Origin of the sequence: Streptomyces niger (assembly GCF_000718305.1) — a bacterium.
GTDB classification, from domain to species: Bacteria; Actinomycetota; Actinomycetes; order Streptomycetales; family Streptomycetaceae; genus Streptomyces; species Streptomyces niger.
The window spans coordinates 257,379-282,975 of record NZ_JOFQ01000006.1; the positions used below are offsets into that span (position 1 = coordinate 257,379).

Annotated in this window: 24 protein-coding genes; 10 read left to right on the forward strand and 14 right to left on the reverse strand. The window is 72.2% G+C overall.

Translation table 11 applies throughout. The features are described from left to right. Positions 1 to 253 precede the first annotated feature (253 nt). From IF20_RS13710 to IF20_RS13720, 3 genes are read left to right on the forward strand one after another with little or no spacing between them, the layout of a single operon-like run. Positions 254 to 3,082, forward strand: coding sequence for a cation-translocating P-type ATPase (locus tag IF20_RS13710; RefSeq protein WP_234426644.1), 2,829 nt, complete (start codon positions 254 to 256; stop codon positions 3,080 to 3,082). Next, positions 3,079 to 3,738, forward strand: a complete 660-nt coding sequence (locus IF20_RS13715) for a potassium channel family protein (protein WP_052865407.1) — start codon at positions 3,079 to 3,081, stop codon at positions 3,736 to 3,738. The genes IF20_RS13710 and IF20_RS13715 overlap by 4 nt, the downstream gene beginning before the upstream one ends. Beyond that, positions 3,735 to 4,391, forward strand: coding sequence for a potassium channel family protein (locus tag IF20_RS13720; protein WP_052865408.1), 657 nt, complete (start codon positions 3,735 to 3,737; stop codon positions 4,389 to 4,391). The genes IF20_RS13715 and IF20_RS13720 overlap by 4 nt, the downstream gene beginning before the upstream one ends. Positions 4,392 to 4,646: 255 nt before the next feature. Here IF20_RS13720 and IF20_RS13725 read toward each other — a convergent pair whose 3' ends face one another. The 5 genes from IF20_RS13725 to IF20_RS13740 form a co-directional block, all read right to left on the reverse strand. Further along, positions 4,647 to 5,564 carry a universal stress protein gene (locus tag IF20_RS13725; RefSeq protein WP_052865409.1) on the reverse strand — a complete coding sequence of 306 codons (918 nt, stop codon included), beginning with the start codon at positions 5,562 to 5,564 and terminating at the stop codon, positions 4,647 to 4,649. Between the two features lie 524 nt (positions 5,565 to 6,088). Further along, the gene (locus IF20_RS39150) at positions 6,089 to 6,505 is read right to left on the reverse strand and encodes an ATP-binding protein (protein ID WP_199896592.1); all 417 of its coding nucleotides are present in this window, start codon (positions 6,503 to 6,505) and stop codon (positions 6,089 to 6,091) included. A gap of 48 nt (positions 6,506 to 6,553) precedes the next feature. Then, positions 6,554 to 7,405: an MEDS domain-containing protein gene (locus IF20_RS13730; RefSeq protein WP_052865410.1), complete on the reverse strand. Its 852-nt coding sequence runs from the start codon at positions 7,403 to 7,405 to the stop codon at positions 6,554 to 6,556. 250 nt (positions 7,406 to 7,655) lie between these two features. After that, a complete protein-coding gene (locus IF20_RS13735) occupies positions 7,656 to 10,064 on the reverse strand; it encodes a glycoside hydrolase family 65 protein (protein WP_052865411.1) in 2,409 nt (802 codons plus the stop codon). 4 nt (positions 10,065 to 10,068) lie between these two features. Beyond that, a complete protein-coding gene (locus tag IF20_RS13740; protein ID WP_052865412.1) occupies positions 10,069 to 10,809 on the reverse strand; it encodes an HAD family hydrolase in 741 nt (246 codons plus the stop codon). A gap of 128 nt (positions 10,810 to 10,937) precedes the next feature. Here IF20_RS13740 and IF20_RS13745 point away from each other — a divergent pair, with 128 nt between their 5' ends. Next, positions 10,938 to 11,093 (forward strand): hypothetical protein, encoded by a 156-nt coding sequence (locus IF20_RS13745; protein ID WP_407702490.1) that lies wholly within the window; start codon positions 10,938 to 10,940, stop codon positions 11,091 to 11,093. Between the two features lie 155 nt (positions 11,094 to 11,248). Here IF20_RS13745 and IF20_RS13750 read toward each other — a convergent pair whose 3' ends face one another. The 4 genes from IF20_RS13750 to yczE form a co-directional block, all read right to left on the reverse strand. Then, positions 11,249 to 11,626, reverse strand: coding sequence for an RNA polymerase-binding protein RbpA (locus IF20_RS13750; RefSeq protein ID WP_052865413.1), 378 nt, complete (start codon positions 11,624 to 11,626; stop codon positions 11,249 to 11,251). 257 nt (positions 11,627 to 11,883) lie between these two features. Continuing rightward, complete coding sequence (locus IF20_RS13755) at positions 11,884 to 13,236, reverse strand: MFS transporter (protein WP_052865533.1); 1,353 nt, start codon at positions 13,234 to 13,236, stop codon at positions 11,884 to 11,886. A gap of 67 nt (positions 13,237 to 13,303) precedes the next feature. Then, complete coding sequence (locus tag IF20_RS13760; RefSeq protein ID WP_052865414.1) at positions 13,304 to 14,104, reverse strand: glycerophosphodiester phosphodiesterase family protein; 801 nt, start codon at positions 14,102 to 14,104, stop codon at positions 13,304 to 13,306. Between the two features lie 48 nt (positions 14,105 to 14,152). Then, positions 14,153 to 14,890 (reverse strand): membrane protein YczE, encoded by a 738-nt coding sequence (yczE, locus tag IF20_RS13765; protein WP_234426645.1) that lies wholly within the window; start codon positions 14,888 to 14,890, stop codon positions 14,153 to 14,155. A gap of 100 nt (positions 14,891 to 14,990) precedes the next feature. Between yczE and IF20_RS13770 the strand changes: the two genes are divergently transcribed. Further along, entirely contained in the window at positions 14,991 to 16,496 is a 1,506-nt protein-coding gene (locus IF20_RS13770) for an SCO1417 family PLP biosynthesis transcription factor (protein WP_052865535.1), read from the forward strand. A gap of 114 nt (positions 16,497 to 16,610) precedes the next feature. Here IF20_RS13770 and IF20_RS13775 read toward each other — a convergent pair whose 3' ends face one another. Together IF20_RS13775 and IF20_RS13780 are read right to left on the reverse strand one after the other, a co-directional pair. Next, positions 16,611 to 18,215, reverse strand: coding sequence for a hypothetical protein (locus tag IF20_RS13775; RefSeq protein ID WP_234426646.1), 1,605 nt, complete (start codon positions 18,213 to 18,215; stop codon positions 16,611 to 16,613). Between the two features lie 49 nt (positions 18,216 to 18,264). After that, complete coding sequence (locus IF20_RS13780; protein WP_030608576.1) at positions 18,265 to 18,459, reverse strand: hypothetical protein; 195 nt, start codon at positions 18,457 to 18,459, stop codon at positions 18,265 to 18,267. A 217-nt stretch (positions 18,460 to 18,676) separates the two neighbouring features. Between IF20_RS13780 and IF20_RS39155 the strand changes: the two genes are divergently transcribed. Continuing rightward, positions 18,677 to 18,850, forward strand: coding sequence for a hypothetical protein (locus IF20_RS39155; protein WP_199896593.1), 174 nt, complete (start codon positions 18,677 to 18,679; stop codon positions 18,848 to 18,850). Between the two features lie 53 nt (positions 18,851 to 18,903). Here IF20_RS39155 and IF20_RS13785 read toward each other — a convergent pair whose 3' ends face one another. Further along, complete coding sequence (locus tag IF20_RS13785; RefSeq protein ID WP_052865415.1) at positions 18,904 to 19,533, reverse strand: histidine phosphatase family protein; 630 nt, start codon at positions 19,531 to 19,533, stop codon at positions 18,904 to 18,906. A gap of 447 nt (positions 19,534 to 19,980) precedes the next feature. Here IF20_RS13785 and IF20_RS13790 point away from each other — a divergent pair, with 447 nt between their 5' ends. From IF20_RS13790 to IF20_RS13800, 3 genes are all read left to right on the forward strand, one after another. Continuing rightward, positions 19,981 to 21,309 (forward strand): MFS transporter, encoded by a 1,329-nt coding sequence (locus IF20_RS13790; RefSeq protein WP_234426650.1) that lies wholly within the window; start codon positions 19,981 to 19,983, stop codon positions 21,307 to 21,309. A gap of 127 nt (positions 21,310 to 21,436) precedes the next feature. Next, complete coding sequence (locus tag IF20_RS13795) at positions 21,437 to 22,132, forward strand: type 1 glutamine amidotransferase domain-containing protein (protein WP_052865416.1); 696 nt, start codon at positions 21,437 to 21,439, stop codon at positions 22,130 to 22,132. Between the two features lie 96 nt (positions 22,133 to 22,228). Next, on the forward strand, positions 22,229 to 23,596 hold the full coding sequence (locus IF20_RS13800) for an aldehyde dehydrogenase family protein (protein WP_052865536.1): 1,368 nt from the start codon (positions 22,229 to 22,231) through the stop codon (positions 23,594 to 23,596). 16 nt (positions 23,597 to 23,612) lie between these two features. Here IF20_RS13800 and IF20_RS13805 read toward each other — a convergent pair whose 3' ends face one another. Together IF20_RS13805 and IF20_RS13810 are read right to left on the reverse strand one after the other, a co-directional pair. Then, positions 23,613 to 24,461 (reverse strand): NAD(P)H-binding protein, encoded by an 849-nt coding sequence (locus IF20_RS13805; RefSeq protein WP_052865417.1) that lies wholly within the window; start codon positions 24,459 to 24,461, stop codon positions 23,613 to 23,615. After that, a complete protein-coding gene (locus tag IF20_RS13810; RefSeq protein WP_052865418.1) occupies positions 24,458 to 24,883 on the reverse strand; it encodes a nuclear transport factor 2 family protein in 426 nt (141 codons plus the stop codon). The genes IF20_RS13805 and IF20_RS13810 overlap by 4 nt, the downstream gene beginning before the upstream one ends. An 89-nt stretch (positions 24,884 to 24,972) precedes the next feature. Between IF20_RS13810 and IF20_RS13815 the strand changes: the two genes are divergently transcribed. Further along, a complete protein-coding gene (locus IF20_RS13815; RefSeq protein WP_052865419.1) occupies positions 24,973 to 25,572 on the forward strand; it encodes a TetR/AcrR family transcriptional regulator in 600 nt (199 codons plus the stop codon). Positions 25,573 to 25,597: the final 25 nt, after the last annotated feature.

Here is a 25,597-nt window from a genome sequence, read left to right on the forward strand (position 1 = left end):
GTCAAGGCACCACTCCTAACTTGACCGGGAGGGTTGCCGCACCGCCCGCACCGCGTGAGGAGTGACGCCCATGGCAGGCTTCCGCGACTTCCTGGCCCGCTTCCGCCCTGCCGGGGCCCCGGGCGCAGCCGGTGTCGTAGGCGTCCCGCATGACACGACCCAGCGCCGTGACGGGTCCGGGTAGGTGCGGCCATGGGCGCCGGGTCGGCAGCGGGAGCGGCGCCGCTGCCGCGCGGACGCCCGGAGAAGGACGGTGAGGCGCGCCGGAGAGGAGGCGCCGCCGCACGGTGGACGTGAGCCGGGCGGCGGTACGGCGACGGCGGTGCCGGCACCGGTCCAGAGCCTCCCCCCGCAAGAAGTCTTCGCAGCGCTCGGCGCCTCACCCCGTGGGCTCTCGTCTGCCCAAGCCTCGGACAGACAACGGGAGTTCGGTCGTAACGAGCTGCCGCGCCCTCGGCGACGACGTATCTGGCGCCGATTCCTCGCCCAGTTCACCGACCTGTTCGCACTGGTACTGCTCGTCGCGTCGGGCCTCACCTTCCTCGCCTATGCGCTCCAGGAGCCACACCAAGTCGGCAACCTCCAGCTCGCCATCGCGATCCTGGGGGTGGTGGTGCTGAACGCGGTGATCGGCTTCGCGCAGGAATACTCCGCCGAACGCACCGCGCAGGCGTTGCAGGCCATGGTGCCGCACACCTGCCGAGTGCTGCGGGACGGGCAGCGTCAGGAGGTACCGACCGGCAGCCTGGTGCCCGGTGACCTCGTCGTGCTGGAGGCCGGGGATGCGGTGTCGGCGGACTGCCGGTTGGTCGAAGCACACGGCGTCCTGGTGAACAACGCCCCGCTGACCGGTGAGAGCGCCGCCGTCGGTCGGATGGCCGACGCGACCCATGAGGAAACCGCGTTGCGGGCGCGGAACTGCGTCTTCATGGGTACCACCGTGCTCGCCGGATCCGGCAAGGCCCTGGTGTACGCCATCGGGGCGGCCACCGAGTTCGGCAGGATCTTTCGGCTGACGGACGATGTCCCGCAGCAGAAGACTCCGTTGCAGCGCGAGGTGGCCGCGATGGCGCGGCGCGTGGCGGGGCTCGCTCTGACCATCGGCGCCACCCTGCTCCTCGTCCGCTGGCAGACCGGAGCACCCCTGGTTCCCACGTTCGTCTTCGCTCTCGGGGTGATGGTCGCCCTGGTTCCCGAGGGCCTGCCCGCGACACTCTCGGTCGCGCTGGCCATCGGCGTACGGCGCATGGCGCGCCGACAGGCCCTCATCAAGCAGCTCCTCGCCGTGGAGACTCTCGGGTCGACGACCGTGATCTGTACGGACAAGACCGGCACGCTGACGCAGGCGGAGATGACGGTGACCCGGCTGTGGGCGAATGGGACGGTGCATCCGGTCACCGGAGTGGGGTACGCACCTGTCGGGTCGGTGCGAGACCCGGAGCCGGTGCGGGAGCTGCTGCGCGTGGCCGCCCTGTGTTCCAACGCCCGGTTGCTGCCGGCTTCCGGCGCCGATGGTCCCCGCGTGCTCGGGGACACCACTGAAGGTGCCATCCTCGTAGCCGCGGCGAAAGCAGAGGTTGACATGGCCGTGTCGGCGGCGAGCGCCCCGCGACTCACGGAGTTCCCCTTCGACCCGGTACGCAAGCTGATGAGCACCATTCACCAGGACACCGAGGGCGGCGGGTACCTCGTGCACGTCAAAGGCGCCCCGCAGGAGTTGCTGCGCCACTGCACCCACATCGACCGGGCCGGCGATGACCGGCTTCTGACGGACCGGTTGCGGGAGGAAGTCACCGCGGCCGCCGATGCCCTGGCCCGCCAGGGACTGCGGGTCCTGGCCGCTGCCCGGCGCAGAACGCCCGCTGTGCCGGAGACCCAGGAAGAGGCCGAATCACAGCTGACCCTCCTCGGCCTGATCGGCATGCTCGACCCGCCCCGCGAGGAGGTCTCCCGCGCAGTGCGCAGCTGCCGGAGTGCCGGCATCCGCATCATCATGGTGACCGGTGACCATCCGCTGACGGCGGAAGCCATCGCCCGTCGCGTCGCCATCGTGACCACCTCGGATCCAGTAGTGCTGACGGGGCCGTCCCTGGATCGTATGGACGCCGCGGCGCTCGGCGCTCTCCTTTCCGGGCCGTCGGAACTGCTGCTCTGCAGGGCCAGTCCCGAACACAAGATGCGTGTCGTCGCGGCGCTGCAAGCAGGCGGAGAGGTCGTCGCGGTCACCGGGGACGGTGCCAACGACGCCCCCGCGCTGAAGCATGCGGACATCGGTGTGGCCATGGGCGCCGGCGGCACCGACGTGGCCCGCGAAGCCGCCGCCATGGTCCTGCTCGACGACTCCTTCGCCGCCATCACCGCAGCCGTCGAACTGGGCAGGTCGGTCTACCGGAACATCCGAAAGTTCCTCGTCTACCTCTTCAGCCACAACATCGCCGAACTCACCCCGATCCTTGCCGCGACCTTCGCCGGCTTCCCGCTCGTCCCGCTCACCGCGCTCCAGGTCCTCGCCATCGACCTCGGATCAGACGTACTGCCCGCGCTGGCACTCGGTGCCGAGCCACCCGAGCCCGACACCATGACACAGCCACCACGGTCCCGGCGCGAACGGCTGTTCTCCGCCGCCCTGGTGCGGCGCTTCCTCTTCCTCGGTGCCGTCCAGTCCCTCGGGGCGTGCACCGTGTTCTTCTGGCACATCCACGCCTCGGGAATCCCGTACGCGGAATTCACCGCGGACACCCCTGCCTACCAGGAGGCGATCACCATGACACAGGCGTCGATCGTGGTCGGCCAGTTCTTCAACGCCCTCGCCGTACGCACCGACCGCCAGAGCGTGTTCCGAGCGGGACTGCTCAGCAACCCCCGTCTTCTCGCGGCGGGTTGCTTCGGTCTCGGGCTGATGGCCGCCATCAGCTACGCCCCGCCCCTGCAGGCCGTCTTCCACACCGCTCCCCTGTCGCTCGTGGACTGGGCGATCCTCTTCGCCTTCGGACTCCTGCTCCTGCTGGCCGAAGAGGCACGCAAGGCGTGGCTGCGCCACAGGTCACCCAGGTATCCGGCGCACGAGGGTGCGCTCCGGTGAGGGCCATCGTGGCGGGGTGCGGGCGCGTCGGCTCCGCACTCGCCGCCCGACTCGTCAACGAAGGGCACGACGTGCGCGTCATCGACCGCGATCCCAAGACGGAACGATTGCTGCCACCGGGCTTCACCGGCCGGGTCCTCCATGGGAACGCCTACAACCGCACCCTCCTGGACACGGCGGGCACCGGCCGAGCCGATGCCTTCGTGGCCGTGACCTCCGGAGACAACACCAACATCGTCAGCGCCCGGACCGCCAAGGAGGTCTACCGCGTACCGATCGTCCTGGCACGCATCTACGACCCGCGCCGGGCCGACATCTACCGCGGCCTCGGCATCACCACCATCGCCAGCGTCCGCTGGACCGTGCACCAGCTCCACCAGATGCTCCTCCACCGCCACCTGGCCCCTGAAGTCGGCTTCGGCAACGGCGAAACGCTGCTGATGCGCTCGCAGCTCCCGGTGTACCTCACCGGCCGTCCGCTCGCCGAGCTGGAAGTCGACGGAGAGATACGTGTGGCCGAGGTGACGCGCGGCGGACGGTCGTTCATCCCTGTCCACGGCACCCGGGCGGAAGCCGACGACCTGGTCACTTTCGTGGTCGCCGCCGAAGCCCTGAACCGGCTGCGCGGTTTCCTGGACAGGGAGCTCGGCACATGAAGGTCCTCATCGCCGGCGCCGGCCGGCTCGGCACGCAGATCGCCCAGGTCCTCGGCGCGAGTCACAACGACGTCACCCTCATCGAACGCGACGACGACCGCGCGGCCGCACTGCGCGACACACTTCCCGCCCGGGTGGAGGCCGGTGACGCCTGCGAACCGGTCGTACTGGAGCGGGCCGGTGCGCTGACGGCCGACCTCGTGATCGCCACCACCGGCGAGGACGAGGACAACCTCGTCATCAGCCTGCTCGCCAAGCGGCAGTTCGCCGTCGACCGGGTCGTCGCACGCGTCAACGACGCCGAGAACACCTGGCTCTTCGACCAGCGATGGGGAGTGGACACCGCCGTACCTGCCGCGGCTCCGCTCGTCTCCCTCATCGAAGAGGCCACCAGCGCGGCCGACACGATTCCGCTGCTGCGTCTCAGCCGGGCCGGGGTCGACGTCATGGAGACCAGCATCTCCGCCCGGTCCCGCGCCGTCGGGCGTGCCCTCGCCGACCTCTCGGTGCCCGCCGGCACCGTCATCGCCGCGATCATTCGCGACGGCCGGCCCACCGCTCCGTCACCGGACCTCGTACTGGCCACAGGAGACGAAATCCTCGTCGTGTCGCACAGCGCCACCGAGGACGAGGTACGGGCGGTGTTCCAGTGAGAAAGCATGGCGACCGGCGTTCGCGCATGCCCGCCGGTGTCTCGGCCGACGACAGGGCCGTACGTCCCGGAAACGCGGTCCGGGCGGCCATGCGGAACCGGGGCCCCGGCCGACGGTCGGCGGGGACGGGAGTCCGGCCGCCGGCCGGGCTTCGTGCAGGCGCGTCATGGCACCTCCGGGCAGGGGCCCGGTCCTGGCGGAAGTGCCGCGAGTGGTCGTCGTGCACCCGAGCCCCGGCGCGTTCCGCCGCGTGCCTCAGTCGTGCGGCACGACCGCGACCGGACAGCGGACATGGTGAATGACCGCGTGGGTGACAGGCCCGATGTGCACACCGACAGCCGCGTGTCGGATGCGGCGCCCGACCACGACCAGACCGGCACGTCGCGCGGCCGCCGGGACGCTGTGCGCGGCCCGCCCCATGGTCACCGTCTCGATCACCGGTTGTTCCGGCAGTTTGTCCCGCCATGGGTGCAGGATGGCTGCCACCGCCCGCCGCGCCCGGAGCTCCAGCTCGGAGTCGATACCGAGCGCGTAAGCGGTGGCCGGCAGGTCGCCGTACCCCGCGGGCGGGGCCCATACGTGCAGTACGTGCAGCGGTGCCCGGCGGCGTACCGCTGCATCGAAGGCGAACGAGATCGGCGCGTCGCAGGCGGAGTCCGGGTCGAGGGCGAGCAGCACCTCTCGGTACGGGGTGGCCGTCGATGGTTGGTCGCCGCTCGCCGGTAACCGTTCGTCCTCCGCCGTCTCTCCGGCGCGTACCAACACCACGGGCCGCCTGGCATGTGCGACAGTGGCCAGCGCCACCGAGCCGACAAGGACGCCGGCCACGCCGCCCAGCCCTCGGGAGCCGAGCACCAACACCTCCGCGTTCTCGGCCGCCTCGCGCATCGCCTCTGCGGGAAGGCTGCCGACCTGCTCGCAGGTGAGGCGTACGTCCGGGTAGCGCTGGGCCACGGTATCGGCGGCCTCGCGCAGGATCTGGTGGGCCCAGCGGCGGGGGACGGCGAGTTCCGGGAGGTCCGGGTCGGTGCCGGTGGTCGCCAGCCCTTCCCAGGCATGGATCAACCGCAGGGGCAGGCCTCGCCGCCGGGCTTCCCTGGCCGCCCAGTCCACCGCGGCCAGGCTCTCCCGGGAGCCGTCCAGTCCGGCAGCTATGCAATCCGGCACGGCCATCACCTCCATGAGACAGAAGGGCGTCGGTCACATGTCACTGTGCGCTTCGTGCACGTCTCCCTCGCCATCTTCCGTCCGTCGGCGCACGGCGGCAGTGGGCCGACCGGTCACGGCCGGGGCCGGGTGTCTCAAGGCCCGGGCCACCTGGCACGAGGTATGGACCGAACGCCCCTCACGGGGACGTGACTGCATGCGATATGCCATAAGTACAGGGCTCCGCGGTTCCCGAGCCGATGGCGTCGATTGCCCTGCCAACCCGGCTCCCGGGTTGGTAACGGCGCCATCAGGGGACGTTCCGGGGCGGTCAGGTGCCGCTCGGGGACGGTGGTCGCCGCCGAGTGGGTGGACGACGACCACGTGCGCCCTGGACCGCGCTCCCCAGACCCCGGAAACGGCAGGGCGTACTCCCTCGTCAGATGCCCGGCCTGATGCAGATGCCCGGCCTGGTGTGGTCGGCCTGATCGCCTCACGGAGGGGGAGGCACGGGGGCCGGCGCGTCGGACCACCTCCTTGCCAACTGCTCTCTACTCGGCGACCGCCTGCCGTTCGTTCGTGCCACTCTCCGGCCTCTTCCCCGAAGGAAGCCTTACGGACAGGGTCACTGTGGTTCCGGTGGCACTGGCGGGGATCGAAAGCCGGTCGGCGATCCGAGTGACGAGCCCGGCGTTACATCCCCATCGGCTTTTTTCGCACTCGTTCTCCCGCGGTGCGCCGTTCGGTGCTTCGCATGCGAGCCCTGACGCGTCGATCCGGCACTCCAGGCTTTCATGGCTCTGACGCAGGAGCAGCGTGCCACTGTTGCCGTGTTCGATGGCGCTGGTGGCAACAGCGTCCACGGCTATGAGAAACGTTCCTCGCGTCAGTTCTGTGAGCCCTGATGGTGCGGTGAGGCATTCGATGTGCAGCCGCAGGCGAGACAGGTCGCGGAGGGTGAAGGGCATCTTCAGCAGAGTGTGGCCAGGGGCGTCACCGAAGGCGGCTGGTGTCATTCAGCAGCTCACCTCGCTCAGTACCAGGTGCGACAGGTGCTCGGCACCGACACGGCGGAGAAGATGCGCCTGCTGCGGTCGGCAGAGGACGCGGACATGTTCGGGGGAGGATGCGTCGCAGGTCAGCTGTACCAGATCCTCGGCGCACGCCGCGCTGAGGAACACCAGCCGCGACATGTCGACGCTCACCTGCCCTGCCTGGGCCTTGCCGGCCAACGTCTTGCGGAGAGCGGCGTTGAACTGCTCTCGCGTGGCCACATCCGCCTCGCCCACGAGTCGCAACCCATGAGGGGATGACTCCGTGTGCAAGGCACCCGTATGCGAGAGAAGGCTGGTCGGGTGTGCGTGGTGCATCGCCTCAAGAACGTCGGGGGCGAACCAGCGCGTGTCATAGGCGCAGATCTCGGTGTACGGGCGATCGGCGAAGAGGTGGTCGGCGTGGGTTTCGCGGTGCATCATCACATCGACGTCGGCGCTCAGGTCGGGCACCCAGTGCATGTCGATGTACGTGCGCAGGCCGCGGTACCCCTCGTCGAGGGCCTGGTCGGTTTCTTCCTCGATGCGTTGCCACTGGCGCGCTGCGGTGAACCGATCCTGGGGGTGGATGAGTGTCCGCATGCTGCTGACGGCCAGTTGCCCACGTCTGCGTGCGTCCGCCACCAGGGGTCCTGGTACGTCGATGCGGGCCCACACTTCTTCCTCCTTCAGCTGTGGAGGGGCGAAGATGACCACTTTCTCCTGCTGAGCCAATCCCATCCAGGCGAAGGTGGTGACGATGTCCCGGGCCGCGTGATCACAGCCGTAGCTGACGAAGGCGTGGTCCCCGGAGCTGAGTTGCTGCACCGGCAGCATGCCTGGATGCCCGCGACCAGACGTCATGTCCTGCCTATCTGCTGAGCGTTCCGTGGTCGGTGCGGTGCACGCTAGCGGAAGCCGCGAGGCAAGTGCGCGGTTCTCTGGTGGTTTTCGGAGTGAATACCCGCTGCGTCTCTTGGTGGTGCGGTTGTGCACTGATCTGACCGCGTGCTGACCGGTCTCCTTACGCTGCCTGAAGCGGGGCCTGCTCCGCGCGTGTGGCGGCTTCCGTGTGTCTCCGTAGAGATCACCGAACAGGCGCGTTCAGGGCGAACTCCCGCGTCTCCCCCGGTGGCACCGTCATCGTCCGCCCCGCGCACACGACAGGCACCGGGCGTTGCTCCGAGACCGGTACGCTGACGAGCAACCGTCCGCCGCCGACCCGCACCCCGACGTCCCAGTGGCCCCGGTACCGCAGCCGGTAATTGAAGTTCGACAGCTCCGGGAGCGGGGCGGGGTCGAACCGCAGGGCGTCCGCACGCGTCTCCAAGCCGGTCAGTCCCCGCTGCACGAGATCCAGCGTCCCGGCCATCGCACCGAGGTGGATGCCTTCGGCCGTGGTGCCGCCCTGGGTGTCGGCCACGTCGCCCTTCAGCGTCTCCAAGCAGTGCTCCCAGGCGTCCTGCCGCCGGGCCCGGGCCAGCACCCAGCCGTGCACGAGGCTGCTCAGCGTCGACCCGTGAGCGGTCCGCCGGAGGTAGTAATCAACGGTGGTCCGCCACAGGTCTTCGTTCATGACGTGACCCAGTTGTCGGAAGAGCGCCACGAGCTCCGCTGGGGAGAACAGGTATCCCAGCATCAGGACGTCCGCCTGCTTGGAGACCTGGTAGCGGTTGGGTGTGTCGTTCTCGTCCTCCAGGATGCGGTCCAGTCGCCTGATGTCGTGGTAGCGCGCGCGGTACGCCGCCCAGTCCAGTTCGGCCAGGTCGCCGTACCCCTCGAACTGGCTCACCACGCCGGCGTGGAAGGGTACGTGCAGTCGGTGGGAGATCTCCCGCCAGCGGTCGAGTTCGCCGGCGTCGATGCCCAGTTGTTCCAGCAGCTCCCGCCGTCGGGGAGCCGGGAGGAGCTGGGTCAGATCGAGGGCCCGGGCAAGCACCCAGGCCGCGGTGACACTCGTGTACGCGTTGTCGTCCAGTCCGGGCTCCGCCGCGTCCGGATACGCGTCGTGGTACTCGTCGGGGCCGACCACGCCCCGGATGCGGTAGCGGTCCAGCGCCGCGTCGTACGTGGCGGTACTCGACCAGAAGCGGGCGATCTGCAGCACCATCTCCGCTCCTCTGGTGTGCAGGTATGTCGTGTCGCCGGTGGCCTCGCAGTACCGCCAGACGTTGTACGCCACGGCCGACCCCACGTGGTGCTGGAGCCGGGAGTGGTCCGGGAGCCAGCGGCCGGAGCGTGGATTGAGATGCAGGACCTGTGTTTCTTCCCGGCCGTCGCTGCCGCTCTGCCAGGGGTACATGGCTCCGGCCCGGCCGGCCGCATCCGCCGACCGGCACGCCTGCGGCAGCCGCCGGTAGCGGTAGTCCAGCAGGGCACGGGAGACCTCGGGGAAGCGGAGGTTGAGGTAGGGCAGGACGAACAGCTCGTCCCAGAAGACGTGTCCCCGGTACGCCTCGCCGTGCAGCCCACGGGCCGGCACCCCGACGTCGAGCTCCGCGGTGTGCGGCGAGAGCGTCTGCAGCAGATGGAAGGTGTGCAGTCGCAGGACGCCGCCGGCCTCGCCCGGCACCTCCAGCTCGGCCCGCCGCCACAGCCGCTGCCAGGCGGCGTGGTGTGTCGCCAGCAAGCCGGGGAAGCCCGGGGCCCGGGTCACACTGTCGAGCGCGGCGAGTGAGGGGTCGCTGATGGCCGGGTCACGAGAGGTGTACAGAGCCACGATCTTCTCCACCACCAGCGGCGTACCGTCGGTCACCGCCGCCGTCAGACGCTGGCCCGCGCGGCCGGGTTCCCGCAGCGGGTGTGAGTCGGCGGGCCCGCCGGCGGTCACCCGGGCCCGGGCGGCCAGGGTGATGCGTACGTCGGAGGTCGCCGTGCGGCAGCGCAGCCAGCAGGTGCTGGGATCGACCGTGCCGGTGTGCAGACGGGTGAGGTGGCGGCCGGCGAGGTCGCGGTAACGGTCCACTCCGGCGTTGGTCACGTCCCCGTCGAGCGCGGATTCGATCTCCAGCACACCGGACCAGCCGATTGCGGTGAACTCGGTGCGCAGCGCGGCTACATGAGGGTCAGCCATGTGGACCAGGCGTTTCTGGACCACGCGCAGCTCCCGCCCGGGCCCACCGTCGACACGTACGCTCAGATATCTGGTGAGAGTGCCACCGCGCAGGTCGAGAACCTGCCGGTGCGCAAGCAGCGAGCCGTCGTCCGGCGTGTACCACGGTGGGGAGGGCTCGTCACCGCGGACGCGGAACCGCAGGGGCAGCCAGTTCGGCAGGTTGACCAGGTCCTCGTTCTCCACCTGCCGGCCGGCGACGTCCGACAGCAGCCGGTTGTAGCAGCCTGCGGCGTACGTCCCCGGGTAGTGCACAGGCCCGGCGGACGTCTCGGGCGCGGCGCCCCGCGTGGCGAAGTATCCGTTGCCGAGCGTGCACAGCGCTTCGCGCAGGCGTTCCTGCTGCGGGTCATACCCTTCGTACTCCCACGTCCAGCCCGTCATTGCCTCAGCCCTCCGCGCTTCCGGGTACCGCGGTCAGCAGCTCACCCAGGTCACCGACCACGACATCGGCCCCGTGCTCGCGCAGGTCGCGGGCGCTCTCCGGCGTCGCCGTCCGGTCGACGCCCACCACCAGCCCGAAGCCGCCGCGCCGCCCTGCCTCCACGCCGGCCAGTGCGTCCTCCACCACGGCGGCCTCGGAAGCGGCGACCTCCAGTCGCCGGGCCGCTTCGAGGAAGAGTGCCGGGTCGGGCTTGCCGCGAAGCCCGAGCCGGGCCGCGTCCTGCCCATCCACCACGGTGCGGAACAGCGGTGTCAGGTCGGCCTTGGCCAGCAGCTCCCTGGCGTGCCGGGAAGCCGACACCGCGGCACAGGGGATCGCCGCCGCATGCAGACCACGCAGCAGGCGCACGGTGCCCGGCCAGGTCCTCGCGCCCGAGGCGCGCAACCGCGCGACGAAACGCCGTTCCTTCTCCGCCGCCACGGCACGCACGGATCCCACACCGGGCTCCTCCCCCGCCCCGCCTTCCGGCAGCCGCAGGCCGCGGGAGTCCAGGAAGGCGAGCGCCCCGTCCAGCCGCGACTTGCCGTCCACGTACCGCCGGTAGTCCTCCCCCGCATCGAAGGGGCGACGCTGTGCCGGGTCGTCGGGCGGGTGGGCCCGCAGACACGCGTCGAAGGCGTCCTTCCAGGCGGCGGCATGCAACCGGGCCGAGTCGACGAGCACACCGTCGGTGTCGAGGACCACGGCTCGTACGTCTCGGAGGCACGAGGCGAGCTCCGCGCGGGCACGCTCACACGCGGTCCTGCGTCGCGGGCCTGCTGTGCCTCTTCCCGCCCACCGGCAGGCTGCTCCAGCGGCGCGTGGAGCGGCTGGTGGAGCGCCAGGCGCGCCGGACACCGGGCTCCTTCGGTGACGCCTTCCAGCAGGCGCGTATGCACGCTCCGGACGGCAAGGTCGTCCAGGGTGAGGTCATACGGGACGACGAGCCGCCGGCCGGGCCGCGTCAGGACCCGCCACTGCCCCGCTGAGGGCGGGCGCCGCCGGGGCGGCTCGGCCCCGCCCCGGCCCGCCCGAGTGGCACTCCATCAGGAACGGCAGGAACGATCAGGAACGACATTGAACGACATGAGGGCCGGGACCCCTGCCGAAGCAGGGGTCCCGGCCCTCGATGCGCCGTCCGCCGTCAGGCGGACTTCTTGTTGCTGTCGCGCGGATGCACGGCGATGTTCATGGTGCCGGAGCGCAGGACGGCCAGCCTCTCGGCCAGCACCTCCTCCAGCTCCTCGCGGGTGCGCCGCTCCATGAGCATGTCCCAGTGCGTACGCGCGGGCTTACCCTTCTTCTCCTCGGGGCCGTCGCCATCCACCAGAAGTGCTTGAGCGCCGCAAACCTTGCACTCCCACTCCGACGGAATCTCGGCCTCTACCGAGAAGGGCATCTCGAAACGATGGCCCTTCTCGCATGCGTACTCCACCGCCTGGCGCGGTGCCAGGTCGATGCCGCGGTCGGTCTCGTAGCTGGTCACCACGAGTCGCGTGCCGCGAAGAGCTCGCTCACTCATGAATCGTGCCTCCCGGGCTTGGTCGCCCACAGGACAGGTGTCGCTGTCGTCGTCATCCGGTCAACGTCCGGTCGGCGGTGAAGATTCCCGTAACCCGCACATGCGTCGCCCGTCGTGCCGCCCCTTGTTGTACCCACCAACGCCCGGTTTGTCACATCTGGCAGCAGATGTCACCCGCCGCTGTCCGAAGTGCAGCGCGCAGTAACGGTCCGCCTGGTGAGCCAAAGGCGTACACTACCGCCCCCCGCCCCGCTTGCCTAAATCAGGTCCGGTGCGCGATTTCCCGCGGCCACCGCGGCGCGCCGCACCGGCACGCGGCTGAGCAGGACAAATCCGATCAAGAAGAACGCCGCCAACGAGACGATCGCGTCCCGGTAGCTGCCCGTCACCTGATACGCGACGCCGAAGACCAGCGGGCCCAGCCAGCTCACGCCGCGGTCGCTGATCTCGTAAGCGGCGAAGTATTCGGCCTCTTTCCCGCGCGGGATCAGATGCGAGTACAGCGAGCGCGAGAGCGCCTGGCTGCCGCCGAGTACGAGCCCGATGGCCACGGCGAGGGAGAAGAACCACACCGGCGCGTGCGCGGGCAGGAAGTATCCCGCCACGATCACGGCGGTCCAGGCCACCAGCGACCCGAGAATCGTCCGTTTGGCGCCGTACCGCCGGGCCAGTCGGCCCATCAGGACCGCGCCGGCCGCCGCCAGCGCCTGCACCAGCAGCACCGCCACGATCAGCGTCGTCTGGTCCAGTCCCAGCTCCTCGGAGCCGAACACCGACGCCTGGGTGATCACGGTCTGCACGCCGTCGTTGTACACCAGGTAGGCCAGCAGGAAGCCCAGCGTCAGCGGGTGCCGCCGCAGGTCGCGCAGCGTCTCCCGCAGCTGCCGCAGGCCGCCGCGGGAGGGCGGGGCCGCCGCCGTCCGGGCCGGTACCCGGTCCCGGAGCCGCCGCAGCGGCACCACCGTGAAGACCGCCCACCACAGGCCCGCGGAGGCCAGGCAGATCCGTACGGCGTCCCCCTCGGCGAGCCCGAAGGAGGCGTGTCCCGCGTACAGCACGAGGTTGGCCACGAGAACCAGTGCGCCCGCCGCGTATCCGAAGGCCCACCCCCGTGACGACACCGCGTCCCGCTCCTCGGGTGCCGCGATCTGGGGCAGGTAGGAGTTGTAGAGCATCATCGACACCACGAAGGCGACGTTGGCGACGACGAGCAGCGCCCCGCCGAGCAGGTAGCGGTCGCCGCCGAGGAAGAACATCCCCGTCGTCGCCGCGGCTCCCGCGTAGGCGCAGGCGCCCAGCAGCGGCTTCTTGCGGCCGCTGCGGTCGGCGGCGGCCGCGGCCAGCGGCATCGCCAGCACCGACAGCAGCAGGGACGCCGACACCGAGTACGCGTAGAAGGACCCGGCCCGCACCGGGATGCCCAGCGGGTGCACGAACCCGTGCGCGTCCGCCGCAGCCTTCGCCACGGACGTCAGGTACGGCCCGAGGAACACCGTCAGGACGGTCGTCGAATAGACGCTGTTCGCCCAGTCGTACCAGTACCAGCCGCGCTGCTCACGCCGCCGGGCCGCGCCGTCCGTCGGCCCGTCCGGTGCCACGGCTATGTCCACACCCACCCGTTCCCCCTCGCGTTCCCGCCACGGCGGGTGGAAACGGTCGCGGTACGGCATCCGTAGGTCAGTTCCAGGCGCCCCGCGCGGTCAGCACATCCCGCAGCGTGTCTATGTGATCGGTCATGATGCCATCCACGCCCAGGTCCAGGAGCGCCGCCATCCGCCGCGCATCGTTGACCGTCCACACGTGCACCTGCAGGCCCAGCTGCCGGGCGGCCCGGAGGAACAGCCGGTCCACCACCCGAAGGCCTGCGTGCCGCTCGGGTACCTGGACGCACACCGCGCTGCGCCGCACCGCGGCCCCCAGCAGTCGGTCCAGGGGCAGGCTCCGCCCGTAGGAGCGCAGCCGGAGTCCCGCCACCCCACGGGTGCCCAGCGAGGTGGCCAGCCGGCCGCCCGCCAGTCGTTGCGCCCGCTCCACCCGTCCCTCCGAGAACGAGCCGACGCACACCCGGTCCCACGCCCCCGTACGCCGCAGCAGCTCCAGTAGGGGGCGCAGCGCGGGCTCGGCCTTCACGTCCACGTTCCAGCGCGCCTCGGGGAACTCCTCCAGCAGCTCTTCGAAGAGGGGCAGCGGTTCCCGGCCCGCCACGCTGGCCCGCCGTACCGCGTGCCAGGGCAGTGCCCCGATCCGGCCGCGGGCGTCGGTCACGCGGTCCAGGGTGGCGTCGTGAAAGGCCACCAGCCGGCCGTCCGACGTGGCGTGGACGTCGGTCTCCAGGTAGCGGTAGCCGCTTGCCACGGCGCGGCGGAAGGCGAGCGCGGTGTTCTCCAGGCCGTCCGCCGCGCCGCCCCGGTGGGCGAAGGCGAGCGGTGCCGGGTGGTCGAGGTACGGGTGGCGGGGGCGGGGGAGCAGTGCGGTCACGCGGGCAGTATGGCGGGCGGCCGGCACGGCCAGGGGCGGGGGTCCGGCTCAGGACCCGCAGCCCGTGACCGCCTCCCGCGCCGCGGACTGCTCTTCAGATGCTCCAGGCGTCCGCTCCGGCGCGCTCTGCACGGCGACCACCCGGGACCGCTCCTCCTCCAGGCCCTTGATCGCGAAGATCCGCAGGAAGAACTGCGCCATCGGGCCGATCGCCAGTGCGTACACGACGGTGCCCACCCCGACCGAACCGCCCAGCAGGAAGCCCACCACGAGGACGGTGACCTCGATGCACGTACGGACGAGGCGGATCGGGCGGCCGGTGCGCAGGTGCAGCCCGGTCATCAGACCGTCCCGGGGCCCGGGCCCGAAGCGCGCGGAGATGTAGAGGCCGGTCGCGGCGCCGTTCAGGGTGACCGCGAGCGCCAGCATCGGGATGCGGACGGCCCACGAGGAGTACGCGGGCACCAGGGCGATCGTGGCGTCCATGACCAGGCCCAGCACGATGACGTTCGAGACCGTGCCCAGCCCCACGCGCTGCCGCAGCGGGATCCAGAGCAGCAGGATCAGCGCACCGCCGATGATCGTGACCGTGCCGATCGTCACGCCCGTGTGCTCGGATATGCCCTGGTTCAGCACGCTCCACGGCTCCAGGCCCAGCCCCGCGCGCACCATCAGCCCCATGCTGATGCCGTAGGCCGCGAGGCCGATGTACAGCTGGAGCAGCCGCCGTGGCAGATGTCGGGAGCGCGGCCCGGTTTCCGACCCCTTCGCGGACGTTGTTTTCATTGTTTTCCCCCTCCTGGCAGAATTGGACTGTGGAGGGTCAGCCTGTGGCGGGCTGATGAGCCGGTACCAGGGCCAATTCTGGAAGGGTGGACTGGTCGAGATGGCGCAGTGGACTTCAGCGGTGGGCGCGACTCAACTCGCCCGCCTGGTGCGGTCGCAGGACGACCGCGCCGCCGCGGCGGCGGTCGGCGGCCGCCGCATACCCGCCTACCGGACCCTCGCCGACGGCGTCCGCCTTCTGGTGCTGGAGGGGCGCGTCCCCGTGGCGGCCCGGCTGCCCGCCGAACGCGAGCTGGCCGCCGCGCTGTCGGTCAGCCGGACCACGGTCGCCGCGGCCTACGAAGCGCTGCGCGCCGAGGGCTTCCTGGAGTCCCGGCGCGGCTCGGGCAGCTGGACCGCCGTACCGGCCGGCAACCCGCTGCCCACTCGGGGGCTCGAACCGCTGCCCCCGGAGGCCGCCGGCTCGATGATCGACCTGGGCTGCGCCGCACTGCCCGCGCCCGAACCCTGGCTCACCCGCGCCGTCCAGGGCGCCATGGCGGAACTGCCGCTCTACGCCCACACGCACGGCGACTACCCGGCCGGGCTGCCCGCGCTGCGGCAGGCGCTCGCCGACCGCTACACCGCCCGCGGCATCCCGACGATGCCCGAGCAGATCATGGTCACCACCGGCGCGATGGGCGCGGTGGCCGCGATCTGCCGGCTGATCACCCGCCCCGGGGAGCGGGTGGCCGTCGACTCGCCCTCGTACGCCAACATCCTGCAGCTGATGCGGGACGCCGGAGCCCGGCTCGTGCCCGTCGCACTGGCCGAGGGGCTCGGCGGCTGGGACGTGCCGGCCTGGCGCCAGGTGCTGCGGGACGCCGCGCCTCGTATGGCGTACGTCGTCGCCGACTTCCACAACCCCACGGGGTCGCTCGCCACGGAGGAGCAGCGGCGCGGGCTGGTCGCCGCGGCCCGCTCGGCCGGCACGGTCCTGGTCGTCGACGAGACGATGACCGAGCTGTGCCTCGACCCCGGCATCGAAGTGCCGTCCTCGCTCTGCTCGTTCGACCCGTCGGGCAGTTCGGTGATCACGGTCGGCTCGGCGAGCAAGGCGTTCTGGGCGGGCATGCGCATCGGATGGGTACGCGCCGCGCCCGACATCATCCGCAGCCTGGTCGCGGCCCGCGCCTACGCGGACCTCGGCTCGCCGGTCCTCGAACAGCTCGCGATCGTCTCGCTGCTGGAGGGCGGCGGCTGGTCGGAGGCGGTCGGGATCCGCCGGAAGCAGGCGCGCGAGAACCGGGACGCGATCGTCGAAGCGGTCCGGCGCCATCTGCCCGACTGGGAGTTCAGCGTCCCCCACGGCGGCCTCACCCTCTGGGCGCGTACGGGCGGCCTGTCCGGCTCGCGCATCGCGGAGGCGGGGGAGCGGCTGGGCGTGCGCGTCCCGTCGGGCCCGCGCTTCGGCGTGGACGGCGCTTTCGAGGGCTTCGTGCGGCTGCCGTTCACCGTCAGTGGCGCGGTGGCCGACCAGGCCGCCGCCCGGCTGGCCGGCGCAGCCCACCTCGTGGCCACGGGCCAGTCCCTGGACACCGGCCCGGTGCACTCCTTCGTGGCCTGACCGGTTGCCCCCTTCGTGGCCTGAGCTTCGCGGCCCCCGAAAGGGTCCGGGCGGCCACCGGTGGAGCGCGTCACCGGTGGCCGCCCGGAGGCGGGGTGCCCCGAAGGGCAGTGGCTACACCGTCTCGGGGGCGGTGCCGGTCCGGTACTCGAACCCGAAGTCCGGGTCGGCGGACGGGTCGGCGGCCGCGGGGACGGAGCCGAGCTGCGCCGAGCGCTCCGGCAGCAGCGCCAGTACGGCCTGCCGGTGGTACTCGCTGGTCGCGTCGTCGAACGGGTCCGGCGTGGCGGGCACCTGGAGGCGGAGGACGGGGCCCGACCCGAGGCGGGCGTAGCCGCGTCCCGGCGGCACCTGGTCGGCGGGCGTGGTCTCCGGGGTCGCGCCCAGGACGGCGCGTACGTCCTCCGGAGAGGTGGGCCCGAGGACGACGCGGGCGCGGGTGTGGGCCCGTACCGGGTCGCTCAGCAGCTCCGCGCCCTCGAACTGCTCGGCGACGGCCACCGTGACGCTCGCCGCGCGCCCGTGGCGCAGCGGGACCTGGAGGAGGCGCTGGGGGTCCTCGCGGCCCTCGGCGGCGGCGAGATGGGTCAGGGTGGCCGGCCGGTCGATGATGATCCACAGGGGCTGGCGGATGTCGTCGGGGACGGCGAGCCCGGCCTGCCGCGCGCGGTTGGCGGCGATCAGCCGCCGCTCCGTCTCACGGGCCGCCCATTCCAGCGTGGCGAGCGTGCCGCTGAGCCCGCACTCCACGCCGAGCACGCCGGGCCGGCCCAGCAGGAAGGCGTACTCGCCGCTGCCGCTGCCGTCGATGACCAGGACGTCGCCGTGGGCGAGCGCCTGGAGCGCCACGGAGCGCAGCAGGGTCGTGGTGCCACTGCCGGGGCGGCCGAGGGCGAGCAGGTGGGACTCGGTGGAGCGCGGCCCGGTCCGCCAGACCACCGGGGGGACGTCCCGGGGGTCCGTCTCCGCGGTGGCGCCCGCTACCGGCACGGTGCGCTGGACGGCGCCCGCGTCGGTGAAGCCGAGGACGGTCTCGCCCGGTGCGGTCACGAACCGCTGTGCCGCGATGTCGGTCGGCAGCGCGGGCAGCACGGTCAGGAGGAGCTGATTGGCCTCCTGGTCCCACGCGAAGTGGTACTCCCGGCCCCGCCCGGACTTGGCGAGCAGGACCTGTTCGATGCGGGCGCGGGACGGGGCCTCGGCATCGGTGAAGTACACCGGGTACTTCATGAGGAGGCGGGACAGCCGCCCGTCGTCGTCGAACTCGTACTCCGAGAAGGCGGCGGTCCAGTCGCCCTCGTGCACGTACAGGGGGCTGGGGTCGCCCTCGAAGCTGAGGTAGGGCACCAGCGCCTCGTACAGCGCCCGCAGTCGCCCGGCCTCGGACTCGGAGGGCCCGTCGTCCGCCGGCCGCCGTTCGCGGCCCGCCCAGGCCGCCGCCGCCATCAGCGAGATGAGGGCGAGCAGCGGCCCGTACGGCACGAGGGCGAGCGATGCGAGGCCCATGGCGATCATGCACAGCGCCGGGCCGCGGCGGTCCCGGGGCGTCGCCGACCACCGCTGCCGGCCGGCCCCGACCAGCCGGCGCAGGCCGCGGCCGATGACGAACAGCGGGTGGAACACGTCGGAGGCGCCGTCGGCCGCGGTCCGCGCGAAGTCGCGGCCGCGGGCGAGGGGAACGCGGTTGCTCAGGATGCTGGGCAGTGGACGCCGGGGCACGGAAGGTCTCCTGGAGGGTGGGTGCGTGACGGCTCGCGCGGCACGGCTCTCAGACGTTCAACCCGCTGATCAGACCGGCGAGTCTGGCGCCGCCGGCCTTGATGCCGGGGGCGATGGCGGTGCCCGCGAGGTAGAAGCCGAACAGCGCGCAGACGAGGGCGTGGGTGACCTTCAGCCCGTCCTTGCGGAAGAACAGGAAGACGATGATGCCGAGCAGGACAACGCCGGAGACGGACAGAACCATGGTGATGCTCTCCTGGGTCGTGGGGACGGTCACCGTGAGTCCTTCCAGCCTCACAGTACGTATCAAGCCCAAGAAAGCCGCAAATGGGTGATTTATCGTTGAAACCCCCCAATCGGGGTCCCTCGTAGCGCAGCATGGCCCGGAGTGTGCCTACGAGCGCCGAAGACACCTTTCGCGCCCCTTGTGCGGTACCTCGGTACGCAGGATCCTGTGCGCCATGGCCGTATCGGTGCCACCGCACTGCTCGAAGTGCTGTCCGGTCGTTCCCGCCAGGCCGGTTCCCCCGCCGCGCGTTCCCGTCGCCGCGTGGGTCGAGTTCGCCCTCCTCATGGTGGCCCTGGCCGCCGCCTGCGCACTGCTCCTCTGGCTCGGCGACACCCTGTTCACGTGAGCGCCGGCGGCTCCCCCGCCGGCGCGGGGGAGCGCGGTTGCGTCGGTGCGGGCTCAGCGGCCGGGCTGCGGCTCCGTGCGCGGCAGCTCCAGGTCCGACCAGGTCACCGCCGTCCAGCCGGTGGCGGGCGTGCCCTCCAGGACGACGACCGCGGTGTTCGGGAGCGGGTGGGCGATGGCCCAGTCCGCGTCCAGGTTGTGGGCGCGCGCCGCCGACCAGGTACGGATCGCCGCACCGTGGCTGACCACCGCGGCCGCCGCCACACCGGACGCGGCGATCTCCTCGATCACCGCGTCGTAACGCGCCAGCATCTCCACGCCGTTCTCCCCGCCGGGCATCCGCAGCTCCGGCTTCCCCGCCGGCCAGGAGAACGCCACGCGCTGGTACTGGTCGTTGGAGGCCGCGTCGCCGCGCATCTCCAGGTCGCCGGCGGCGATCTCACGGATGCCGTCGCGGATCACCACCTCCAGGCCGCGGGCCCGCGCCAGCGGCGCCGCGGTCAGCTGCGTCCGCACCAGCGTGGAGGCGTAGAGCGCGTCGATCTTCTCGTCGGCCAACCGCTCCGGCAGCGCCGCCGCCTGCTGTTCGCCCAGTTCGGTCAGGCCGGGCCCGGGAGCGGCGGTGTCCAGCAAGTGGCCGACGTTGGACGAGGTCTGACCGTGACGGATCAGCAGCAGGCGCATGGAGGAGCTCCGAACAAGGGCGTGGGCGGGCGCCGCACGGCGCCTGCCGTGCGGCGCGCCGCCCGTACGGCACGTACGTAAGTGGGCTATGCAATCAATTTCAGGCTACCGGACACCGTGACGGGGCCGCCCGGTCCGGCCCGTGGACGGAGAACCGGCGCAGCAGCGCCTCGCCGATCCGCAGGGCGGCGGTGCCGGAGCGAGAGGTATCAGCCATACCCGGATCCTCGTGCGCATCGGCCCCCGGAGTGGGGGAGGACGCGAGGAGCGAGCACTGCCGCCCGGGCGCGGCGGGCGGTATAGGAAACCGGAAGACACCAGGGCTGTGGGGGCGCGTGACGGCGCGCGGAGGGGAACGGGACGGACGACATGAGAGCGGTCATGGCAGTGCGGCCGGCCGGCGGCAGACGGATACCGAGCGGGTGGCGGGCGGGGCCGCCGGCCAGGATGCGCCCGCTGGCGGGGCTGCTGGCGGCGGTGGCCGTCTCGCAGACCGGCACCCGGGTTTCGGCCATCGCGCTGCCCTGGTTCGTCCTGGTCACGACGGGCAGTGCGGCGCAGACCGGGCTGGTGGCGTTCTGTGAAATGGCGCCGTACGTCCTGATCAAGGCGCTGACCGGGCCGCTGGTGGACCGGGCCGGGGCGCGGGTGATCTCGTGGTCGACGGACGTGGTCAGCGCGCTGGTGGTCGCCGCCGTGCCGGCGCTGCACGCGCTCGGGCTGCTGGACTTCCGGCTGCTGCTCGTCATGGTCGCCGTGATCGGTGCGGCCCGCGGCCCGGGCGACCTGGCCAAGGAGGTCATGATCCCGGAGGCGGCGGCGCGCTCGGCGGTCCCCATCGAGCGGGCCACCGGCCTGCTCGGCGTCGTCGAACGGCTCGCCTCCACGGTCGGCCCCGGCGCCGGCGGTGTGCTGGTCGCCGTGCTCGGGCCGCTGGCCGGACTGCTCGTCAACGCCGCGACGTTCGCCCTCGGGTCGGTGATCGTCGCTCTGGCGCTGCCGCGCGGAATGGGGCGCGCCGACGACGCCGCGGGCGCGGCGGCCGGCGAGCCGCAGCCCGGGTACTGGCGCCGGTTCGCCGAAGGCTTCGCCTACCTCCGCGGCCAGCCGCTGCTGCTCACCATCATCTGTACCGTCGGCTTCACCAACTTCCTCGACGCGGCCCGCATCTCCGTACTGCTGCCGATCTGGGCCAGGGAGACCGGCCACGGCCCGTCCGCCGTCGGCTCGGTGACGGCCGCCGCGGGGCTGGCGGCGGTGGCCGGCAGCCTGGTCGCCGCGGTCGTGGCGCACCGGATGCGCCGGCGGCTGCTCTTCTTCGCCGGCTTCCTGCTGTCCGGCGCGCCCCGCTTCGTGATCCTGGCGCTGGACGTACCGGTGTGGGCGGTGGTGGCCGTCCACGCGGTCTCCGGCTTCGGCGCCGGCTTCCTGAACCCCATCCTGGGCGCGGTCGTCTGGGAGCGAATACCGCGCCGGCTGCTCGGCCGGGTGGGCGCCCTCGGCGACTCGCTGGCCTGGGCCGGTATTCCGCTCGGCGGCCTGGTGGCCGGCGCCGCGGTGGCCTGGGCCGGGCTGGTGCCGGTCCTCGCGGTGGGCGGAGCGGCGTACTTCCTCGCCACCAACCTCGCGGGACTGCGCCGCGAGTGGCGCGAGATGGACCGGGAGCGGGAGGACGCGCCGAAGCCGAGGCGGGAGGACGCGCCGGACCCGGAGAAGGCGGGCGAATCACCGGCCGGGCCGCCTGCGGAGCGCGCCGGCCGGGTGGAGCAGGCATAGCCGGCGGACGGCCGGGCACGCGAGCGCCCGAGACCCCGGCGTGCTGGACGGCGCGGACCGCGCGCAGCCGTTACGTTCGGGGCAGCAGGCACCCCCGCGGTGGAAACGAAGGAACCGGAGGACCGACATGGCGAAGATCCTTTTCGTACTGACCGGCGCCGACCACTGGACGCTGGCCGACGGCACCCGGCATCCCACCGGCTTCTGGGGCGAGGAGGTGGTGGCCCCGTACCGGGTCTTCACCGAGGCCGGACACGAGGTCGTGGTCGCCACGCCCGGCGGCGTGCTGCCGACGCCGGACGCGGCCAGCCTGGCGCCGGAGTCCAACGGCGGCCAGGAGGGCGCGGACGCGGTCGCCGCCGCGCTGCAGTCCATGGACCCGCTGCGCAGCCCGATCAAGCTGGAGCAGGTCGACGTGGCGGGCTACGCGGCCGTCTTCTACCCCGGCGGACACGGCCCGATGGAGGACCTGGCGACGAACGAGGCCTCGGGTCGGGTGCTCACCGAGGCGCTGGCGTCGGGCAAGCCGCTGGGCATCGTCTGCCACGGCCCGGCCGCGCTGCTCGCCACGCGCGGCGCCGACGGGAGCTCGCCGTTCGCCGGGTACCGCCTCACCGCCTTCACCAACGAGGAGGAGGCACAGGCCGGCTTCGCGGACAAGGCGCCGTGGCTGCTCCAGGACCGCCTGGTGGAGCTCGGTACGGACTTCCGCGCGGGCGAGCCGTGGGCGCCGCACGTCATCACGGACCGGAACCTTTACACCGGCCAGAACCCCGACTCCTCGGCGCCGCTGGCCGTCGAGGTGGCCAGGGCCCTGGGCTGATCGCGGGTCGTTTCAAGGCCAGGCGGAATGAATGCTTCCACTCCGACGCTGTGCATGGACGATCGCACGCACCACCTCGAACGAATCGAGCACCGCATGACCGGCTCACCCGCCACCACCGCCGAAGCGCCCGCAGTCACCGCTGCCGTGGCCGCCGAGGCACCCGCCGACCTCGTCGCCCGGCTGCGTGCCACCTTCCGCGGCGGCCGCACCCGCTCGCTGGAGTGGCGCGCGCAGCAGCTGTGGAAGCTGCGGACGCTGCTCACCGAGCGCCGCGCGGACCTCGCCGCCGCGCTCCACGCGGACCTGGGCAAGAGCGAGGCCGAGGCCTTCGCCGCCGAGGTGGACTTCCCGATCCGGGAGATCGACCACACCCTGGAGCACCTGGAGGAGTGGCTGCGGCCCAAGCCGGTCGCCCTGTCCGCCGAGGGCTTCCCGGCGGGCAGCACGGCGGGCACCCGGTACGACCCGCTCGGCGTCGTCCTGGTCATCGCGCCCTGGAACTATCCGGCCCAGCTGCTGCTCGTGCCCCTCGCGGGCGCGCTCGCGGCGGGCAACACCGTCGTCGCCAAGCCCAGCGAGCTGGCCCCGGCCACCTCGGCGCTGCTCGCGCGGCTGCTGCCGGAGTACCTCGACACCGACGCGGTCGCCGTCGTCGAGGGCGGCGTGCCGGAGACCACCGAGCTGCTCGCCCAGCGTTTCGACCACATCTTCTACACCGGCAACGGCACGGTCGGCCGGATCGTGATGCGGGCCGCCGCCGAGCACCTCACGCCCGTCACCCTCGAACTGGGTGGCAAGTCACCGGCGTTCGTCGACCGGGACGCGGACGTGACGCGCACGGCGCAGCGGCTGGCCCGCGCCAAGTTCCAGAACGCCGGCCAGACCTGCGTGGCGCCCGACTACGTGCTGACCGACCCGGAGACCTCCAAGGCCCTGCAGGGCGCGCTCGCCGAGGCGATCGAGGAGCTGTACGGCACCGACCCGGCGGCCTCGACCGCGTACGGCCGGATCATCAACCACCGCCACTTCGACCGGCTCACGGGCCTCCTCGGCTCGGGCCGGACCGTCACCGGCGGCGGCCACGACCGGGAGCAGAAGTACATCGCGCCGACCGTGCTGGCCGACGTCACCCCCGACTCCCCGGTCATGCAGGAGGAGATCTTCGGCCCGGTGCTGCCGATCGTCGAGGTCGAGGACCTGGACGAGGCGATCGCGTTCATCAACGACCGCGACAAGCCGCTGGCCCTCTACGGCTTCACCGAGAACGAGGCCACCCGTCGCCGGCTGGCCACCGAGACCTCCTCGGGCGGCCTGGGCTTCGGCATGCCGATGGCTCACCTCCGCATCCCCGACCTGCCGTTCGGCGGGGTCGGCGAGAGCGGCATGGGCGCGTACCACGGTCCGCACTCCATCGCCACGTTCAGCCACCGCAAGGCGATGCTGGACGTCCCGCTCGCCTGAAGTACCTGACGGTACGTCACCGGCCGCTCGTCCCTTCCCGTTCCGCCACCGAGCGGAAGTCGTGGGGCGGGCGGCCGGTGAGGCGTCGCACGGTGTCGGTGGTACGGTCCTCGGCTCCGTCGGCGATGGCCCGGTCCAGGCCGGCCAGCAGCGCGGCGAACTCGGCCGGCAGCTCCTTCGCCAGGTGGGCGCGGAGCTCGTCCTGGGTCAGCGAGCGGTGGACCACGGGCCGGCCGCTGACCTCGGTCATGATGGCCGCGATGTCGTCGTAGCCGAGCGCCTCGGGGCCGGTGAGGACCAGGTCGGTACCGGGCGCCCGCTCGTCGGTCAGGGCACGCACGGCGACGGCGGCGATGTCGTCGGCGTCCACGAAGCCCACGCGGCCGTTCCCCGTGGCGCTCAGGAGGGTGCCGTGCTCCCGGATGCTCTCGGCGTGCACATGACCGCCCAGGAAGTTCTGCATGAACCAGGACGGCCGCAGCACCGCCCACTCCTCGAACAGGCCGGGCAGCTCCCGGTGCACGGCCCCCACCGCGGGACCGCCCTCGGGGATGGCCGAGGAGCTGAGCAGCACCGCACGGCGCACCCCGGCGGCGCGCGCCTGCCGCAGGAAGGGCAGCATGACCGCGGCCGGGTCGGGGTCGCCCACCGGCGGTACGAGGTAGAGGCGGTCGGCCCCGGCGAGCGCCGCGCCGTGCGTGGCCGGGTCGTACCAGTCGAAGCGGACGGGCTCGGCGCCCGGCACCGGGGTGCCGCGCCGGCTCGCCGCCCTGACGCGGTGGCCCGCCGCGGACAGCCGTGCCGCGGTACGGCTGCCGGTGGTGCCGGTGGCGCCGATGACCAGGGTGGTGCCGGCCGTGCTCATCGGGTGCTCCCGGCGAAGTCGGCGCCGGATTCGAGCACGGCGAGCGGGTTCCAGTAGTCGCGGTAGGAGGCGATGCGCCCCTCCCGGACGGTCACGACGGCGATGTACGTCATGTCGTACGGCGCGCCGGTCCGTACCAGGCGGCCCACGCCGCGCATCTCGGCCACGATGGTCTCCGGGTCCTCGGTCCGGTGGATCCGCAGCTCGGGGATGTCGTGCAGGTCGATGTGGTCGGGATAGCCGCGCATGTAGGCGGCGACGGCGTCCCTGCCCTCCAGCCGCCGGGGCCACCCGTCGGGTGCGAACGGGAACTCCATGACGCCGTCCTCGGCCCACAGGCCGACCCACCCGGGGATGTCCTTGTCGAGCAGGAGGCGAAGGCCGTGGCGGAACAGCTCTTCCGGTGCGGTGTGTGCGGGCATGGGTGTCCTCTCTTCCCATAGAATGCGGACCCTGGGTCCGCTTCGAAAAATATACGGACCCGTGGTCCGCTTTGTAAAGGAGACGCCGCGTGCCCGACCGCAAGCCCCGCAAGGACGCAGCCCGCAACCGGGCGGCCGTCCTCGCGGCCGCCGACACCCTCTTCACCCGCTGCGACAGCCCCGACGACGTCACCATGGCCGACGTCGCGACGGCGGCCGGCGTCGGCAAGGGCACCCTCTTCCGGGCGTTCGGCGACCGCACCGGCCTGATCCGGGAGCTGTACGCCGCACGGCTCCAGCCCATCGAGGAAGCCGTCGAGGCGGGCCCGCCGCCCCTGGGGCCGGACACCCCGCCGCGCGACCGGGTGCCCGCGCTGCTCGACGCGCTCCTCTGCTTCAAGCTCGACAACCGCCGCCTCGCGCTGGCCCTGGAAGGCACCGGCAGCGCGAGCCCGTACGACGCGGGCCACTACGCGCGCTGGCACGCCCTGCTCCGGGACATGCTGGAACAGCTCCCGGGGCTGCCCACTGCCGGCTTCACCGCCCACGCCCTGCTCGCCGCCGTACGCGCCGACCTCGTCGAGCACCTGGCCGGCCCGGAGGGCGTACCGCGCGACACCCTCCGCGCGCAGCTGGCGGCCCACACCGCCACCGTCCTCGGCACCTCCGTGCAGGGTGATCCCGCTTGACACACCGCGGAGTTACTGTGCCGGG

Excerpts from the sequence above, each read along its gene's own strand:
- IF20_RS13720 (WP_052865408.1), top strand. The coding sequence starts at position 3,735 with ATGAAGGTCCTCATCGCCGGCGCCGGCCGGCTCGGCACGCAGATCGCC.
- IF20_RS13725 (WP_052865409.1), bottom strand. The coding sequence starts at position 5,564 with ATGGCCGTGCCGGATTGCATAGCTGCCGGACTGGACGGCTCCCGGGAG.
- IF20_RS39150 (WP_199896592.1), bottom strand. The coding sequence starts at position 6,505 with ATGCCCTTCACCCTCCGCGACCTGTCTCGCCTGCGGCTGCACATCGAA.
- IF20_RS13730 (WP_052865410.1), bottom strand. The coding sequence starts at position 7,405 with ATGCTGCCGGTGCAGCAACTCAGCTCCGGGGACCACGCCTTCGTCAGC.
- IF20_RS13735 (WP_052865411.1), bottom strand. The coding sequence starts at position 10,064 with ATGACGGGCTGGACGTGGGAGTACGAAGGGTATGACCCGCAGCAGGAA.
- IF20_RS13750 (WP_052865413.1), bottom strand. The coding sequence starts at position 11,626 with ATGAGTGAGCGAGCTCTTCGCGGCACGCGACTCGTGGTGACCAGCTAC.
- yczE (WP_234426645.1), bottom strand. The coding sequence starts at position 14,890 with ATGAAAACAACGTCCGCGAAGGGGTCGGAAACCGGGCCGCGCTCCCGA.
- IF20_RS13770 (WP_052865535.1), top strand. The coding sequence starts at position 14,991 with ATGGCGCAGTGGACTTCAGCGGTGGGCGCGACTCAACTCGCCCGCCTG.
- IF20_RS13780 (WP_030608576.1), bottom strand. The coding sequence starts at position 18,459 with ATGGTTCTGTCCGTCTCCGGCGTTGTCCTGCTCGGCATCATCGTCTTC.
- IF20_RS39155 (WP_199896593.1), top strand. The coding sequence starts at position 18,677 with ATGGCCGTATCGGTGCCACCGCACTGCTCGAAGTGCTGTCCGGTCGTT.
- IF20_RS13785 (WP_052865415.1), bottom strand. The coding sequence starts at position 19,533 with ATGCGCCTGCTGCTGATCCGTCACGGTCAGACCTCGTCCAACGTCGGC.
- IF20_RS13790 (WP_234426650.1), top strand. The coding sequence starts at position 19,981 with ATGCGCCCGCTGGCGGGGCTGCTGGCGGCGGTGGCCGTCTCGCAGACC.
- IF20_RS13795 (WP_052865416.1), top strand. The coding sequence starts at position 21,437 with ATGGCGAAGATCCTTTTCGTACTGACCGGCGCCGACCACTGGACGCTG.
- IF20_RS13800 (WP_052865536.1), top strand. The coding sequence starts at position 22,229 with ATGACCGGCTCACCCGCCACCACCGCCGAAGCGCCCGCAGTCACCGCT.
- IF20_RS13805 (WP_052865417.1), bottom strand. The coding sequence starts at position 24,461 with ATGAGCACGGCCGGCACCACCCTGGTCATCGGCGCCACCGGCACCACC.
- IF20_RS13810 (WP_052865418.1), bottom strand. The coding sequence starts at position 24,883 with ATGCCCGCACACACCGCACCGGAAGAGCTGTTCCGCCACGGCCTTCGC.